The sequence below is a fragment of the Streptomyces sp. KPB2 genome (assembly GCF_003950055.1).
GTDB classification, from domain to species: domain Bacteria; phylum Actinomycetota; class Actinomycetes; order Streptomycetales; family Streptomycetaceae; genus Streptomyces; species Streptomyces salinarius.
In genome coordinates this window covers 1,503,676-1,517,590 of sequence record NZ_CP034353.1, presented here as the reverse complement: position 1 = coordinate 1,517,590, position 13,915 = coordinate 1,503,676, and the positions used below count along the sequence as shown (strand labels likewise).

Below are 13,915 nucleotides of genomic sequence, written 5' to 3'. Positions count from 1 at the left end.
ACGGACCCGGGGTGCACGGAGCGGTGTCGGACCGTGACCGGGCCGGGCTGGAGTGGTGAACGGGTCGACGACAGGTCGGCACTTCGCGGACGGCCGGCCGGCCGGGCCACCTGCGAAGTTGCGCAGTTGTACCACGACTTTGCCGAACTTTTAGTGACCTATCTCACGTTACGGTTCGTGACCAGGGAACGTCCCAGCAGACGAGACCCGACCGTTATCCGGAGACGGGAAACGTGTCGTGTGCACCTATGCGGTCACGGTCGGCCGTGCTCCGTCGGGTGTGAGACGAAGCCTCACCGGAGCGCTCCGGTGAGGCATCGCCGTGCCGCTGCTTCACGGGGTGACCCGCCTGCTCGAACTCAGAGCAGGTCACGCTCCATCAGGTCATCCGCTTCGTCCCAGGTGATGAAGGAGCACGCTCCGGTGTTCAGGTCGACGGCCACGGGCAGGTTCCCGCCGAGTTGCATGTCCTGACGTCCGTGATCGAGGTACTCGACATGGTCGTAGGGAGCGATGAACCGTCCCTTGTCCGTGAAGCAGTACTCGGGAATGATCCTCACGTTGGAGGACATCCCCCATGCTCTGCTTTCCTCGGTGAGGAACTCCGCGGCCCTGCGCTCGGCTTCTTCCGGGTCGAGCATGTCAGTTGGTCCTCATCACGTAGTAGTCGCGGTACCTCTTGTGCGCCGGATTGGCCTTGCCCGACTGGAAGTCGAGGAAGACCACCTTTCCATCGATGTTCGCGACATTGAAATAGTGGCCCACGCCCTTCCTCGGCCACGCTCCTATGATCGCCCGAGCACCGGGTCCCCAGCGCAGCATGTCACTCACGATGACGTTGAGGCCGCCGACCTTCCGGAACGGCAGCCCGGTCATCGCCGACACCTCGGCCCGCGTCAGCGGGCGGTCCGCTCCGGACACCCCGTTCGGATTCCGGCCGGCCATGAGGTCGTCGCCGGCGGTCGCACACAGTCCGCAGTTCCTCCGGCCGCCCTCCGGGTTGATGCGGCTCATGGACGACGGGGTTTCCGGTGTGTAGTAGGGGAGTCCGAACCGCGTCGAACTCGGGTCCCCGTAGTAGCGTCCCCCGCCCGGCTCGACCGCGGCTCTGCGCCATCCCGTCAGTCCGCCGACACCCACGAGGACGATCTGCTGGGTGAGTTCTTCGGCGGCTTCGGCGTACAGGTCGGCGAGGGCGTCGCAGCCCTGCTGGCGGAGCAGGTACTCGGCGCGGTAGAGGCGGTAGGCGGGGCGGACGGGCAGGTACTTGTCGACGAAGGCGCCGGCACCGCCGTTCCGGCCGGTGAACGCGTCGTAGGCGTCTCCGAGGAAGACGAAGGGGGACTTCAAGCCCTCGACGAACCCGTCGCCGAAGATGCGCGCCGCCTCACCGAGGCTGTCGACGCGGCCGTTGTCGGGGTCGTCGGGGGTCAGACCGCTGGGGTCGGTCAGGAGGGTGGGGGTGTTGTCGGCGTAGGCGTAGGGGGAGATGTACGGGGTCGTTCTGGCGCGGGTGGCCGGATCGGGCCGGGTGAAGCGGCCAGTGGTGGTGTCGTACTGGCGGGCGTGGAGGTCGAGATTGCCAGTGGTGGTCTCGTGGCGGGCGCCGGTGTACGACGGGGTGCTCGCGGGTGCGCCACCGGTGGTGGTGTTCAGCACACGGGTGCCGAACGGGTCGTAGGCCCAGCGCTGGTGGAGGGTGCCGGTGCTGCCGGTGACGTCGACCGGTGAGCCCTGGGTGTCGTGGTGGTAGTAGAAGAGCGCCCCGGAGCCCGTCTTGGTGGCGGTGGGTTGACCGAGGGGGTCGTAGCGGTAGGACTGCTTGACCGTCCAGTCGCTGTCGTACTCGGTGGCCAGGATCGGCAGCGGGGCATTGGGATCCCACTGGGTACGACTGGTGACCGTGCCGTCCTTGGCGGCGACGACCTGGTTGCCGGCGGCGTCGTGGTCGTAGGTGTAGCTGTTGCCGCCGACGGTGGCGGCGGAGATCCGGCCGGCCAGGTCGTAGGTGTAGGTGTCGGCGCCCTTCTTGGTCTGGTTGCCTTCGGCGTCGTAGTCGTAGGCGGTGGTCGTGGTGCCGGTGGTGGTGGAGGTGAGCTGGTCGGCCGCGTCGTAGACGTAGCCGGTGGAGGTGGTGCCGAGGGTGGAGGTGAGGCGGTTGCCGACCTTGTCGTAGGTGTAGGAGGTGGTGCGGCCGGCGGCGCAGCCGGTGACCCAGGGCTGCGGGAAGCAGCCGGAGGCGAGGCGGCCGGCCGTGTCGTAGGTCAGGTCGTAGCCGCCGGCGCCGACACTCGCGCGGGTGACGTCGACGTGGGTGGGCAGGCCCGCGGGGGAGAGGGTGAGGGCGGTCTTGGTGACCGTGGTGCTGGCCTTGGCGGAGGTGACGGCGGTGAGGCGGCCGGCCCGGTCGTAGGAGCGGTCCTCGGTCTCGGTGTTGGGGAGCGCGGACTTGGTGAGGCGGCCGGCCGGGTCCCAGGTGTACGCGGTGGTCCTGCCGTCGGCCAGCATGGTGGCGGTGCGGCCGTCGTCGTCGTAGGTGTAGGCGATCGTGTTGCCGTCGGAGTACTTGCGGGTCAGCATCTGCCCGGCGGCGTCGTAGGTGTAGGCGAAGCCGCGGGTCTTGGTGAGGTTGCCGACCGCGTCGTAGACGAAGTCCTCGGAGATCTTCGAATTGGCGCGGGCGGTCAGCTGTCCGGCGTCGTCGTAACCGAACGTCGCGTCGGGGGTGGAGTCGGAGTAGTCGACCTCGGTGAGCAGGCCGCGCGGGTCGTAGGTGTAGCGGGTGGATCCGCGGGGCGTGGTCTTCCCGGTGAGGTTGCCGGCGGCGTCGAACGCGTAGGTGGTCTCCCGCTTCAGCGGGTCGGTGACCGAGGTGAGGCGGCGGGCACCGTCGTAGCCGTACGTGGTGACGTGCCCGTTGGCGTCGGTGCGCTCGGTGACGTTGCCTGACTTGTCGTAGCCGTAGGTGGTGACCGCGCCGTCGGATGCGGTGACTTCGGTCAGCCGGTCCAGCTCGTCGTAGCCGTAGGCGGTGGCGCGCCGGTCGGCGTCCGTCTGTTCGACGACGTTGTTCACGGCGTCGTAGGCGGTGGTGGTCACGCCGCCGAGCGGATCGGTGACCGTGGTCGGATTGCCTGCCGGGTCGTAGCCGTAGGTGGTCGTGTACCGGGCCGGGTCCGCGCCGCCGGCGTTGCCGCGCGGGTCGACCGAGGCGACCTGGCGGCCGTCGGCGTCGTAGGCCCAGCTCTCCTCGTGGCCGAGCGGGGAGGTGCGGCTGAGCAGGTTGCCGTCGGCGTCGTAGGCGTAGGAGGTGGTCTTGCCCAGCTGATCGGTGCTGCTGGTCAGCCGGTTGTTCTTGTCGTAGCCGGAGGTGACCGTCTCGCCTGCGGCGTCGGTGACCTTGGTGACGTTGTCGTCGGCGTCGTAGGTGTAGCTGGTGGTGCGGCCCAGCGGGTCGGTGACCGTGAGGGGCCGGTTGACGGCGTCGTAGGTCGTGGTGGTGGTCGCGCCGGTCGGGCCGGTGACCGCGACGGCGTTGCCGGCCGCGTCGTAGGTGTAACTCGTGGTGTGGGCGGCCGGGTCGGCGCCGGAGACGTTGCCGCGCGGCGAGACGCTGCTCAGCAGGCGGCCCACCTTGTCGTAGGTGTAGGTGGTCCTGCCGCCGGCCGCGTCGGTCTGCGAGGCCAGGCGTCCGCTCGCGTCGTAGGTGCGGGTGACGAAGTCGCCGGACGGGTCGGTGGTCCGGGTCGGGTGCCCGGCGTCGTCGTAGGCGAACGTGGTGGTGTCGCCCGCCGGGTTCCTGGCCGACGTCAGTTGCTCGGCGCCGTTGTACGTGTAGGTCGTGGTGCGGTCCAGCGGATCGGTGGCCGAGCTGAGCAGGCCGCGGCCGTCGTAGGCGTACGTCGTGGTGAAGTCGGCCGGGTCGGCGCCGGTGACGTTGCCGCGCGGGTCGGTCTTCGTGAGGATCCGGCCGGCCCTGTCGTAGGTGAACGTCGTCCTCTCACCCAGCGGCGTGGTGACCGAGGTCCGGTTGCCGGCCGTGTCGTAGCCGTAGGTGGTGACCTTGCCGCGTGGCGTCGTCACGGTCTCCAGCGAGCCGAGCGCGGTGTACGTGTAGCCGGTCCTGCCGCCCAGCGGGTCCGTGACCGACGTCAGCTGGTTCGACGTGTTGTAGGTGTACGTCGTCCTGTTCTTGCGACCGTCGGTGTGACCGGTGATGTTGCCCGCGCCGTCGTAGGTCCAGGTCTCCGTGTAGCCGAGGGCCGAGGGGGCGCTGCGGGTGAGCATCCGTCCGGCGCTGTCGTACGTCATCTCCGTGGTGTTGCCGCGCTGGTCGGTGATGGCGACGGGACGCAGGTGACGGTCGTAGTCGTAGGTGATGCTCTTGCCGTACGGGTCGATCGTCTCCATCAGGACGTTGCCGGCGTACACATCGGTCCACACGCCGCCGTCCGGCGCCGTGGTGTGCGCCTCGCTCCTGCCGTCCCAGGTGAACGTGGTGGTCTTGCCGTTCTGGTCGGTCTGGGACTTGATGCGGCCCGCGGTGTCGTAGACGTTGGAGACCTTGCCGCCCGCCGGGTCGGTGTAGGAGGACAGCTGCTTGTTCGCGTCGTACTCGTACGACGACGCCTTCCCGGCCGGGTCGGTCACCGAGGTCAGCAGACCGCCGGTGTAGCCGTACGACACCGACGTACCGTCCGGCAGGCCCACCTTGGACAGCAGCCCGTCGGCACCGGGCGTGAACGTGGTGGTGCGGCCGGCGGCGTCCTTGACGGAGGCGAGCGTGTCGGACGCGTACGTCAGGCTCAGCCCCTTGCCGGCTCGGTCGACCACGGAGGTGAGCCGGCCGCCGCTGTTGAATGTCCGCTCGGTGTGGTCCGGCGTGGTGATCGTGTAGCCGCTCGCGCCCTTGACCAGCTCGGCCGCGGAACCGGCCGGGGCCGTGTACGTGCCGTCACTGTTCTGTGTGAAGACGAACGACGCCCCGTCGTCCGTCCGGTAGGTCGCCTTCCCCGTCGCCACGGTCAACTTGGCGTCGAACGGCGTCGCCCAACCGCGCCCCAACAGGCCGACGGCGCTCGAGTCGGAGCGGTAGGTGCGCTCCAGGGTCAGAGGCACGCCGGGGCTCACCAGGGAGGCGTCGGTGAGTTGTTCGAAGAACATGCCGGTGGCCGTGTTGACCGGGTCGGCGCGGTGCGCCTGGGCGTAGCAGGTGCAGATGCCCGCCTGCGCTCCCGGGATCACCGGGGTGTAGAACGCCTCCACCAGCGGCGAGGTGGTTCCGCCGGGACTCGACGTCCCGTCGGCGCTGTTGAGGAAGACCCAGGCGTAGTACTCCTTGCCGTCCTCGAGGATTCCGCCCAGCGCGCTGCCGGCCCACCAGAAACACTGGTCGGTGGGGTAGGAGTTGCTCGCCCACCAGTCGTAGCACCAGGCCCCGGTGTCCGGGGTGTCGCCGCCGGGATCGTCCGTGGACTTCTTGATCTCCTGCTGCACGACGGGGGAGCCGTCCTCGTCCAGGACGTACAGCCACATCCCCGTATAGGAGTCTCCCCGCTTGGGCAACTTCACCTGTCCGCCGATCGACAGCATGCCCGGGTACGCGGTGGCCCAGGACGACACCCAGGTCGGGTTCTCGGCCGCCGCGGCGAGAGGCTGCGAAGCCACCTTCGACTCGGTGGCGGGGCCGCGTTCGACGCGGTTCTCCTCCGGCCGGCTGTGGGGCTTCCCCTTGGGTGCCCGCTCCGGCGCGGTCATGTAGTCGCGCATCGGCGATCGTTCGTGCCGGTCCTCGTCGACCTGTTTGCGCCGCTCGGCCAGGGTCATGGCCTTGGGAGGCTTGGGCAGGTCGGCGGCTGTCCGGGCCCGCGCGTGTGTGATGGCCGCGGTGACCGTGGAGTGGGGCCGGTCCCCGGACGACGCCCAGGAGGGGGCGACCCCCGCTGTTGCCAGCAGGGCCAGGGCCAGAACGACCGTGACAAGTCTTCGCGCTTGTGTGCGCACAGTGCATCACCTGTGGGTCAGGAGTGAAAGGAGGTCGCGGTGATGCATGATCAGAAAAATCTCGAACTAACGTGCCGTGGGAACCGGGGCCGAAACGCGATGGGCCTCCACTGGCCCTGTTCAGGAGTGCGCAGGCCGAGTGGATGACGGATCCTGTTCAGCCGCGCGATTTGGCGCGAAAGGGGTCCAGAGCGCGAGCTGGTGTGGGTGAACGGACGCCGGACGGTGAGCCAAGGGAAGGGTCGGGGCGATGGTGGTGGCCAGAACCTCGATGGCTTCACGGGAAGCCGCCACCACCGTGTCCCGATGTCCCGTCGCCTGGCCGTTGGTTGCTCTCTGGTCAGGCGTCCCTTGGCGTGCTTCGTCGGGCGAGCTTACGGGCCTGCCCGTCGTGAATGCCGCTTGTCCACTCCCAGCCGGGTTTGGGCGATACGACCCGTGGGTCGCTGGACACCCGGGCGTCACGCAGGTCCTCCACGTACGCTCGATCCAGTTTGATCCTTGCGCGTACCTCCCCATCCCTGGCGACGGATCCATGTCCGGGGATGAGGACATCGACATCGTCCGCAACGCCCTCGGGATGCCTCGAGAATCCTGCCGCCACGGGCCGGCCCAGCTCTCGAAGGTCGTTCGCCAGGCAGGTCATTTCGGCACCGGTGATCCCGGCGTCCACGAGTAGCACGCCGTCCCTGCCCTGCACTACAACGCTGTTGTTCTCGAGCAACTCACTCTGGTGGATCAGCACACCCTCGGCGACTTGCTTCAACATGGGTCCCTCCCCGTTTGATGTCCGCACCCTGTCAGAGGGTCTGGGGCACAGCGACACAACCGGACGGCGGTGTGTGATGCCGACTCCCTGCCCTGGGAGCGGCCACGCTCGGCATCGCCAACACCCGGACGCCTGGGTGCGCGCTGAACGGTCGGCAGCTTCGCGCGGGCCTGCAAAATAATGGACGCAAACGGCCTTCGCAGGGTCCGTCTGTACGATGCTCGGGCGTCTTGCCTCACGTACTTCGCCAGCAACGAGGTGCCGGATCACCTGCTCGCCAGGTGGGCCGGACACACGAACGTGAAGATGACGAAGAAGTGGTACGTGAAGCGGCGTGAAACAGATCGTGACAGATGAAGGTGTGAACCCGTGACAGAAGGCAAGACCGAGACGCTGCAATACCGCTTCGACGGGCCAGAAGACGCTCCGGTCCTGATCCTCGGTCCCTCACTGGGTACCACCTGGCACAGGTTGTAGAGACCGTCTAGGGGCGTCCACACCAGTCTTTGGCGTGTGAGTTGTAGCAGGTCAGGGCTTTGCGGTCTGGCGGCGTCGGCGTAGTTGGCGACAGACGCGTGACAGGGCCGGTGATAGACGAGGCCCTGCCGGGCAGCATCCTTGGCGGGCCTCTGCCTGGAGCCATGAGATGAAGCCACACCGGAGCGCTCCGGTGGGGGCATCACCGTGAAGTTGACTGTGCGTGCATGCGTGACGCGTTCGGCTCGTCATGCAGTTTGTCTTCCAGTGCTGCTCTCGGCGACGCTGAATTTGCGATCGCAGCCATGACGGACGACGTGGCCCGCCAGACAACTGGGCGGGCTCTGTCGGCTGGAGGGACGGCGCGCTCTGCCCTGCTTGGGCAGGCCAAGCGGTATATAGGATGCCCGTGGATGAGTCACGTAGTGGCCGCCGTCGATGCTGAACCCCCTTCGCCTCGCGTGGTGACCTTCCGTGAGGCTGGGTGGGGCCCAACCTGTGTCAGGGGCCATAGGGACTCCAGTGCCCGAGGAAGGGCTGCAGTTCGGCGGCTCGTGGTTCGGGGATTCGACTGGGCATGCACCACTCCACCGTGCAAGCCCGCCACGAGGCGCTGACGCAGACCCTGGGCTACGACCCGCGCACCAACGTCGGCCAGATGCGGTACATCGCCGCGGCACTGCTGCTGCGCCTCACCGACCCGATCACCCCGGCGCACTCCAAGCCGGCGTAGCCGGTCCCGCGACGGAAACACCGACAGAACGCGCGCCGGACTCCAACGGCCCGACGACCTGATTGTGTCTCAGAACTGCTCGTCCAGGTCTTCGGCGAGGGCGCGCACTGCAGCCTCCAGCGTGGCGACCAGCGACTGCAAAAGCTTCGGGTCGTAGCGCACGCTGGGCATCGACACCGACAGCCCGGCCAGCGCGGTGCCGTCTCGACCACGCACCGGCACCTTGATCATGAGGTCGGTGCCGATGTTGCCCGAACCGATGATCGCGAGATTGGTGCGTGACGCGCCGTCAGCGCGCGTCGTCATGCCGTTCCTTCCCCGATGGAGGTAATGACCGTGCCCAGCTCGCCGATCGCTGCGGTGACCTGTGCGCCCGGTGCGAGCGGGCTCATCGGCCCGAGCGCCCCGGAGAGCACCACATGACCGGCCCGCAGCGGATCGTCCAGATCGCGTGCGGTGCGCGCCAGCCAGAGCACCGCGGCGAGCGGGTCACCCAGACAGTCCGCGCCGGTGCCCTCGGACACGGTCCGGCCGTCGACGGACATCTTCATCACGGCCGTCCGCGGCTCGGACTCGGTGAGGCCGCGACGTTCCTGGCTGAGTACGAAGGCACCTGCGGAGGCGTTGTCGGCGACAGTGTGGGACAGGGTGATGTCCCAGCCCGCGATACGGCTGCCGCAGACCTCCAGGGCGGCCACGGCAGCTACGGCGGCCCGCACCCGGGCCAGGTCCAGCGGACCCTCGGCAAGGTCCTCGCCGAGAACGAACGCCATCTCGGCCTCGACGCGGAGCTGGAGCACGGACGCGTACGGCACGGTGTCGACGTCCGGGTATCCCATGTCGTCCGGCAGCACTCCGAAGTCTGGCTGATCGACGCCGAGTTGGCGTTGCGCTGCAGACGAGGTCAGGCCGATCTTGTGACCCACGACGCGTGCGCCGCGTTCCAGGCGCGGCGCCGTGACCCGCTGCTGCACGGCGTAGGCGGCACCGGTGTCGCATACGCCGATCAGATCCCGCACCGGTGCGCACGGAATGCGGGTGGCGGGCTTTGGCGCGACTTCGCTGTGGCCGGCTCGGCGACGGCCTGCGGGTCGCGTTCCCGGGCGATGAGGGCTTCGAGCATGGCCCGGCCGGAGACGCCCATGATGGCGGAGGCGACTGCGGCGAAATGCGCGATGAGTTCCACCACGGGCGACGGCAGCAAGGTGCCGCCGCGGTCGTGGCGGGATGTGTACGTCATCCACAGGCACGGCACCGCCGCCGACCCGTCGTGCCCCGTGACCCTGAGACCAGGTCCGGGAAGGGGGGCGTGGTCGGCCGAAAGCCGTCCTGTCGAGGTCCGAGCGGTCTTAGCGTGGTGCCGTGACCACTGCAGACAACATCGCTTACCGGTACCGCAGCGCCGTCCCCGAGGACGCCGAGGCCATCAAGGCCCTGGACGGCTCCTTCACCACCGACACGGTCTTCAAGGTGACCGTCACGGACGACGGGTTCGCCCTGCGGGAGATTGCGGTGCACCCGCCCCTGACCAAGGTGTTCCCCGAGGACGAGGACGACGGGGACGACGGGGACGACGGGGATGCCGTGGAGTCGCGTACCTTCGTCGCCCACGGGGCCGCCGGCGACCTGGCCGGGTTCGTCGCCGTCTCGTATTCCGGCTGGAACCGCCGGCTGACCATCGATGACATCGAGATCGCCCCGGAGCACCGGGGCCGAGGGGTCGGCCGCGCACTGATGGGGCTCGCGGTGGAGTTCGCCCGCGAGCGAGGTGCCGGGCACCTCTGGCTGGAGGTCACCAACATCAACGCGCCGGCGATCCACGCATACCGGCGGATGGGCTTCGCCTTCTGCGGGCTGGACACCCACCTTTACCACGACACCCCCTCCGAGGGTGAGCAAGCGCTTTACATGAGCATGCCCTGCCCCTGAGCAGACAGCAGGCGGTGCACGGACGGGACGGCCCCGTCGACCGGCGCGACTATGATGGTCAGCAGCCAGGCAGGCTCTCCGTCCGGGGCCGCGGCCTGCTCGTACCACTCCAGGCGCGCGTCAAGCAGCCGACAACCCGCAGACCGGAGGGTGGCGTACCACCTCTGGAAGCGCTCGGACCGCCACACCACGAGTGGGACGGCCCGCTCGCCGCCGGTGCGGCGGGAGCCGCGGCCCACCGCGCGCAGGGCCGCTCCCGCCGCCTCCTGAAGGGTGCGTTCCACCGGCACCCCGAACGCCTCGGCGAAGTGCAGGAGGTACGCCATGCGCTCGGCCTCCGGCGGAGCACCGAGCACCGCCCGGCCCGAGTCGTACCACACCCCCCACTTGATGTTGGAGACCAGCCCGGGGAGCCGGTTCATCTCCCGGGGGATCCAGAACAGGACCACGTCCGAGCGGCGCATTGCCTCCTCCTCCCAGGCGATCTGGTCTGCGTAGGGCGGGTAGGACCCGTCCGCGGTGGGCTCCGGCAGGAAGACCGCCAGTCGCCCCGCGCCGTCCCAGGCGGCGCGCAGGGCGGCGACCGCGGACGGACGCCAGGACGGCTCCTCGGGGTCGGTGGGCGTGGGTCCGCACAGGTACACGGCCGCGTCCCAGGACTCGGGCTGCTCCTGGCCGACGTACACCACCTCGACCGAGGCGGGGGCTTCAGTGAGGGACTCAGTGGACACGGGACGCTCCGGGGTCGGTCGTGGTGAGGGTGGCGAGGAAGTCCAGCAGGACGCTGTTGAAGGCGTCGGGCCGTTCCAGGAAACCGAGGTGGCCGGTGTCCGCCAGCTCCGTGTAGCGGGCGCCTGGAATCGCCGCGGCCACCTCACGGCTCAGGTGGGCGGGAGCCAGCATGTCGTCGGCGAAGCCCACCACCAGCAGGGGCGTGGTGATCCGCGCGTACGCGGCCAGCCGGTCGCGGGCATGCGGGCGCGGGCGGTGCACGCCGGCGGAGGTACCGCTGAGCGCGGCGATCTCGAACAAGTCCAGCCAGTCTGCGACCGCACCCTCGTCCGCCAGGGTCCTGGGGGAGAGGTTCTGCACCATCCGTACGAACGCCTCGTACTCCGGCGGCAGTCGGCTGCCCGCTTCGGCGTACGCGGCCTCGGCGCGGGCCAGCGCGTCGCCGACCGCGTCGGGCCGTCCCCGTGTCGCGGCCAGCACGCCGCCGCTCGCCAGGTGCGGATCGGTGAGGAGCAGCTCCTGTATCGCCAGGGCCCCCAGGGAGTGGCCGACCAGCGGGCAGGGCGGCAGCCCCAGCGCGGTGAGGAGTTGCCGTACCACAGCGGCCACTTCGCCGACGCAGGAGCCGGCGATGCCGTGGTCGAAGGTGATCACCTGGTGGCCCGCCGCGGTGAGCGCGGGCACCTGGTGGTGCTCCCAGATCCGGCCGGTGCTTCCTGAGCCGGCGACCAGGACCACTGGCCGCCCGGAGCCGTGGACCGTGTACACCGTCCCACCGCTCACCGGCCCATCCTCCGCAGCGCGATCTCCGTCCACGCCGAGCGGCCGGTGTCCAGCCCGCGCAGCGCCACATGGACCCAGAGGAAGGACGCGCGCGCCATGATGTGCGACCGCATGCCGTCGGGGACCTCGCCGCCCGCCGCCCGGTAGGCGTCCATGAGGCGGTCGAGGACGTTTGGGCCGCCGGCGTAGAGCATGTCGACGAAGTCCACCGCTGGATCGCCGATACCGGCGTTCGCCCAGTCCAGCAGCGCCGACAGTGCCGGGGGGCTGGATGGGCGGCGCTCCACCAGGGTGTGACCCGGGTGCACGTCCCCGTGGACGAGCACCAGGCGGTCGGGCCACAGGCGGTCGTCGTCCAGCCACTCCTGCCAGCGCCGGACCCCGGCGGCGGGCAGCTCCAGTTCGGCCCGTGCGCGCGCCAGCTTGCCCGCGATCCCGGAGCGCATGGCCTGGGGGCCGGCCGGGTGCCGTCCCGGCAACTCCCAGGTGCCGTCCAGGGGCGTGGAGTGCACGGCGACCAGGCAGCGGGCGAGCGGCTCCAGGTAGCGGTCGGGACGGGCCAGCGGGTCCATCGACCAGCCGTAGGCGAGGGTGACCGGGTCCTCGCTCCCCGCAGCCTCTCCGGACAGGCGGGGATAGGCGACCAGATTCGGGGTGTGCAGCCGCCAGTCGGGCACAGGCACCGGGACCCGGTCGCGCACGGCGCCGAGCACGGCGCCCTCGACGGCCAGTTGGTCGGAGGCCTCCGGCCGCCGCGGCTGCCGCAATATCCAGTGCGTGCCGTCCGCGGCGCGGATGTGGGTGACGCGGAAGTCCCAGCCACTGTCGTCGCCGCGCGCGGACTCCGGTACAAGCGCCACGCCGAGCCTGCGCGAGACGTACGCGGCCAGTTCGGCGGCCTCCGCCCCCGGGGCCATGGGGGCGGCGCTCATCGGGCGGCCTCCACGGTGCCCAGGTGGCGGTCGCGGGTCGCGTTCCGATCCACCTTGCCGGTGTGGGTCTGCTCCAGCGCGTCCACCGGGACGACCAGGCTCGGCACGAGGTGCGGCGGCGCCGTCCGCGTCAGCCGGTCGCGGATGCCCGCAGCGACCACGCCCGGCTCGACGGCCGGCAGCGGCACGAAGAACGCGGCCAGCGAGGAGTGGCCGGCCCGTTCCACCCTGGCGGCCGCGACCGACGACACCCCTTCACACCGTCCGATCAGTGCCTCGACGTCGAGCAGGTCCACCCGGAAACCGCGGATCTTGACCTGGTGGTCGGAGCGCCCTCGGAACACCAGGACACCGCCGGCCGCCTCACCGACCAAGTCCCCCGTGCGGTACCAGCGGACGCCGGCGCGTTCGGTGAACCGGGCCGCCGTCGCCTCCGGGTTGTCGTGGTAGCCAAGGGCCAGGCCGGGCCCGGAGACGTACAACTCGCCCGTATCGTCGATCCGCTGGCCTACGTGCGGCAGGGGGAGCCCTATGGGCAGGTCCCCGCCGGTCTCGGGCAGCGTGGGGGCGCCCGGCCCGGCGAGCTGCACCGCGTGCGTGACCAGGGCAGTCTCCGTGGAGCCGTAGGTATTGACCAGCCGGACGTCCTCGGCGCCGCCGAGCCGGCGCCAGCGCTCCAGCATGTCGGCGCGCACCGCCTCCCCGCCGATCACCACGGTCCGCAGGGACGCGGGCAGCCGGGCGCCCTGGTGCAGCAGATCACCCGTCAGGCTGTCCCAGAACCCGGTGGGCAGCACCGCGACCGAGAGCTGCTGCTCCTCCGCCACCCGCGCGAACCCCTCCCGCACCCCGTCGTCGATGACCAGGGTGGCGCCCCCCGTCAGGGCCGGGAGGATCTCCTCCAGGCTCGTGTCACCACCCGCGCCGTGGAAGTGCAGCACGAACTCGCCCTCGCCGACGCCGTACAGGCTGCGCAGTGGCGGCACCACGGCCGCCGGGGCCCGGTGGGGGACCACCACGCCCTTCGGCTCGCCGGTGGAGCCGGAGGTGAACAGCACGTACGCTGGGTCCTCCGGCCGCGGGCCCGGCCGCGGCGGGGCGGGGGGTGCCGCGGACGCCGCGGGGGCGGGCGCCCAGCGCAGCGTGATCACCTTCTCGACGGCGGGCTGCCAGCCGTTTTCCGCGGTCGTCACCGCCTCCCGGCAGCCCACCCGCCGAAGGATCTCCTCCAGCCGGGCCTCGGGGTGGTGGGCCTCCAGCGGCACATACGCCCGTCCCGCCGCCAGCACGCCGAGGATCGCCGCCACGTCACGGGCCGAGTGGTGCACCACGACGCCCACGGGAGGCTGGGGCTCCGCCGTGCGCGGCTCCACGGCGGCTGCCACCGCCAGCACCCAGGCGGCGAAGGCGCCATAGGTGAGGACGAGACCGTTGTCGACCACGGCCGGCCGGTCCGGATCGTCGCGCGCCGTGTCGAAAAACGGTTCCAGAAATGAGGTTGCAGAGGACTCCATTGTGAATTCCCGTGATGTGTTGGAATATTGGCGGGTGCGTATT

At 70.1% G+C, this 13,915-nt stretch carries 12 protein-coding genes; 2 read left to right on the top strand and 10 right to left on the bottom strand.

What is annotated here, in order from left to right; genetic code table 11:
• Window positions 1-359: 359 nt before the first annotated feature.
• From D1J63_RS06540 to D1J63_RS06530, 3 genes are all read right to left on the bottom strand, one after another.
• The gene (locus D1J63_RS06540; protein WP_125628120.1) at window positions 360-641 is read right to left on the bottom strand and encodes a hypothetical protein; all 282 of its coding nucleotides are present in this window, start codon (window positions 639-641) and stop codon (window positions 360-362) included.
• A 1-nt stretch (window position 642) separates the two neighbouring features.
• The gene (locus tag D1J63_RS06535) at window positions 643-5,826 is read right to left on the bottom strand and encodes a DUF6531 domain-containing protein (protein WP_125635268.1); all 5,184 of its coding nucleotides are present in this window, start codon (window positions 5,824-5,826) and stop codon (window positions 643-645) included.
• A gap of 517 nt (window positions 5,827-6,343) precedes the next feature.
• Window positions 6,344-6,772 carry a hypothetical protein gene (locus tag D1J63_RS06530; RefSeq protein WP_125628119.1) on the bottom strand — a complete coding sequence of 143 codons (429 nt, stop codon included), beginning with the start codon at window positions 6,770-6,772 and terminating at the stop codon, window positions 6,344-6,346.
• 1,054 nt (window positions 6,773-7,826) lie between these two features.
• On the opposite strand from D1J63_RS06530, the gene D1J63_RS36670 reads away from it, so the two are divergent.
• Window positions 7,827-7,982 carry a hypothetical protein gene (locus D1J63_RS36670; RefSeq protein ID WP_164712739.1) on the top strand — a complete coding sequence of 52 codons (156 nt, stop codon included), beginning with the start codon at window positions 7,827-7,829 and terminating at the stop codon, window positions 7,980-7,982.
• A 69-nt stretch (window positions 7,983-8,051) separates the two neighbouring features.
• Here the strand turns inward: D1J63_RS36670 and D1J63_RS37065 are convergent, their stop codons facing one another.
• Genes D1J63_RS37065 through D1J63_RS36665 form a run of 3 tightly spaced genes read right to left on the bottom strand, consistent with a single transcriptional unit; the run spans window position 8,052 to window position 9,222 of the window.
• Complete coding sequence (locus tag D1J63_RS37065) at window positions 8,052-8,288, bottom strand: IclR family transcriptional regulator C-terminal domain-containing protein (RefSeq protein ID WP_232249829.1); 237 nt, start codon at window positions 8,286-8,288, stop codon at window positions 8,052-8,054.
• Entirely contained in the window at window positions 8,285-9,016 is a 732-nt protein-coding gene (locus tag D1J63_RS06520) for a fumarylacetoacetate hydrolase family protein (RefSeq protein WP_125635266.1), read from the bottom strand. Before D1J63_RS06520 ends, D1J63_RS37065 begins: the two co-directional genes overlap by 4 nt.
• Window positions 8,989-9,222, bottom strand: a complete 234-nt coding sequence (locus D1J63_RS36665; RefSeq protein WP_164712656.1) for a hypothetical protein — start codon at window positions 9,220-9,222, stop codon at window positions 8,989-8,991. The genes D1J63_RS06520 and D1J63_RS36665 overlap by 28 nt, the downstream gene beginning before the upstream one ends.
• Window positions 9,223-9,344: 122 nt before the next feature.
• On the opposite strand from D1J63_RS36665, the gene D1J63_RS06515 reads away from it, so the two are divergent.
• Complete coding sequence (locus tag D1J63_RS06515; protein WP_125628118.1) at window positions 9,345-9,911, top strand: GNAT family N-acetyltransferase; 567 nt, start codon at window positions 9,345-9,347, stop codon at window positions 9,909-9,911.
• On the opposite strand, the gene D1J63_RS06510 is transcribed toward D1J63_RS06515, so the two are convergent.
• From D1J63_RS06510 to D1J63_RS06495, 4 genes are read right to left on the bottom strand one after another with little or no spacing between them, the layout of a single operon-like run.
• Window positions 9,887-10,642 carry a nucleoside 2-deoxyribosyltransferase domain-containing protein gene (locus tag D1J63_RS06510; protein ID WP_125628117.1) on the bottom strand — a complete coding sequence of 252 codons (756 nt, stop codon included), beginning with the start codon at window positions 10,640-10,642 and terminating at the stop codon, window positions 9,887-9,889. The two genes, D1J63_RS06515 and D1J63_RS06510, sit on opposite strands and share 25 nt — an antisense overlap.
• A complete protein-coding gene (locus D1J63_RS06505; RefSeq protein WP_164712738.1) occupies window positions 10,632-11,426 on the bottom strand; it encodes an alpha/beta hydrolase in 795 nt (264 codons plus the stop codon). Before D1J63_RS06505 ends, D1J63_RS06510 begins: the two co-directional genes overlap by 11 nt.
• Window positions 11,423-12,358, bottom strand: coding sequence for a macrolide 2'-phosphotransferase (locus tag D1J63_RS06500; RefSeq protein WP_232249830.1), 936 nt, complete (start codon window positions 12,356-12,358; stop codon window positions 11,423-11,425). The genes D1J63_RS06505 and D1J63_RS06500 overlap by 4 nt, the downstream gene beginning before the upstream one ends.
• Window positions 12,355-13,872, bottom strand: a complete 1,518-nt coding sequence (locus D1J63_RS06495; protein ID WP_125628115.1) for an amino acid adenylation domain-containing protein — start codon at window positions 13,870-13,872, stop codon at window positions 12,355-12,357. Before D1J63_RS06495 ends, D1J63_RS06500 begins: the two co-directional genes overlap by 4 nt.
• Window positions 13,873-13,915 lie beyond the last annotated feature (43 nt).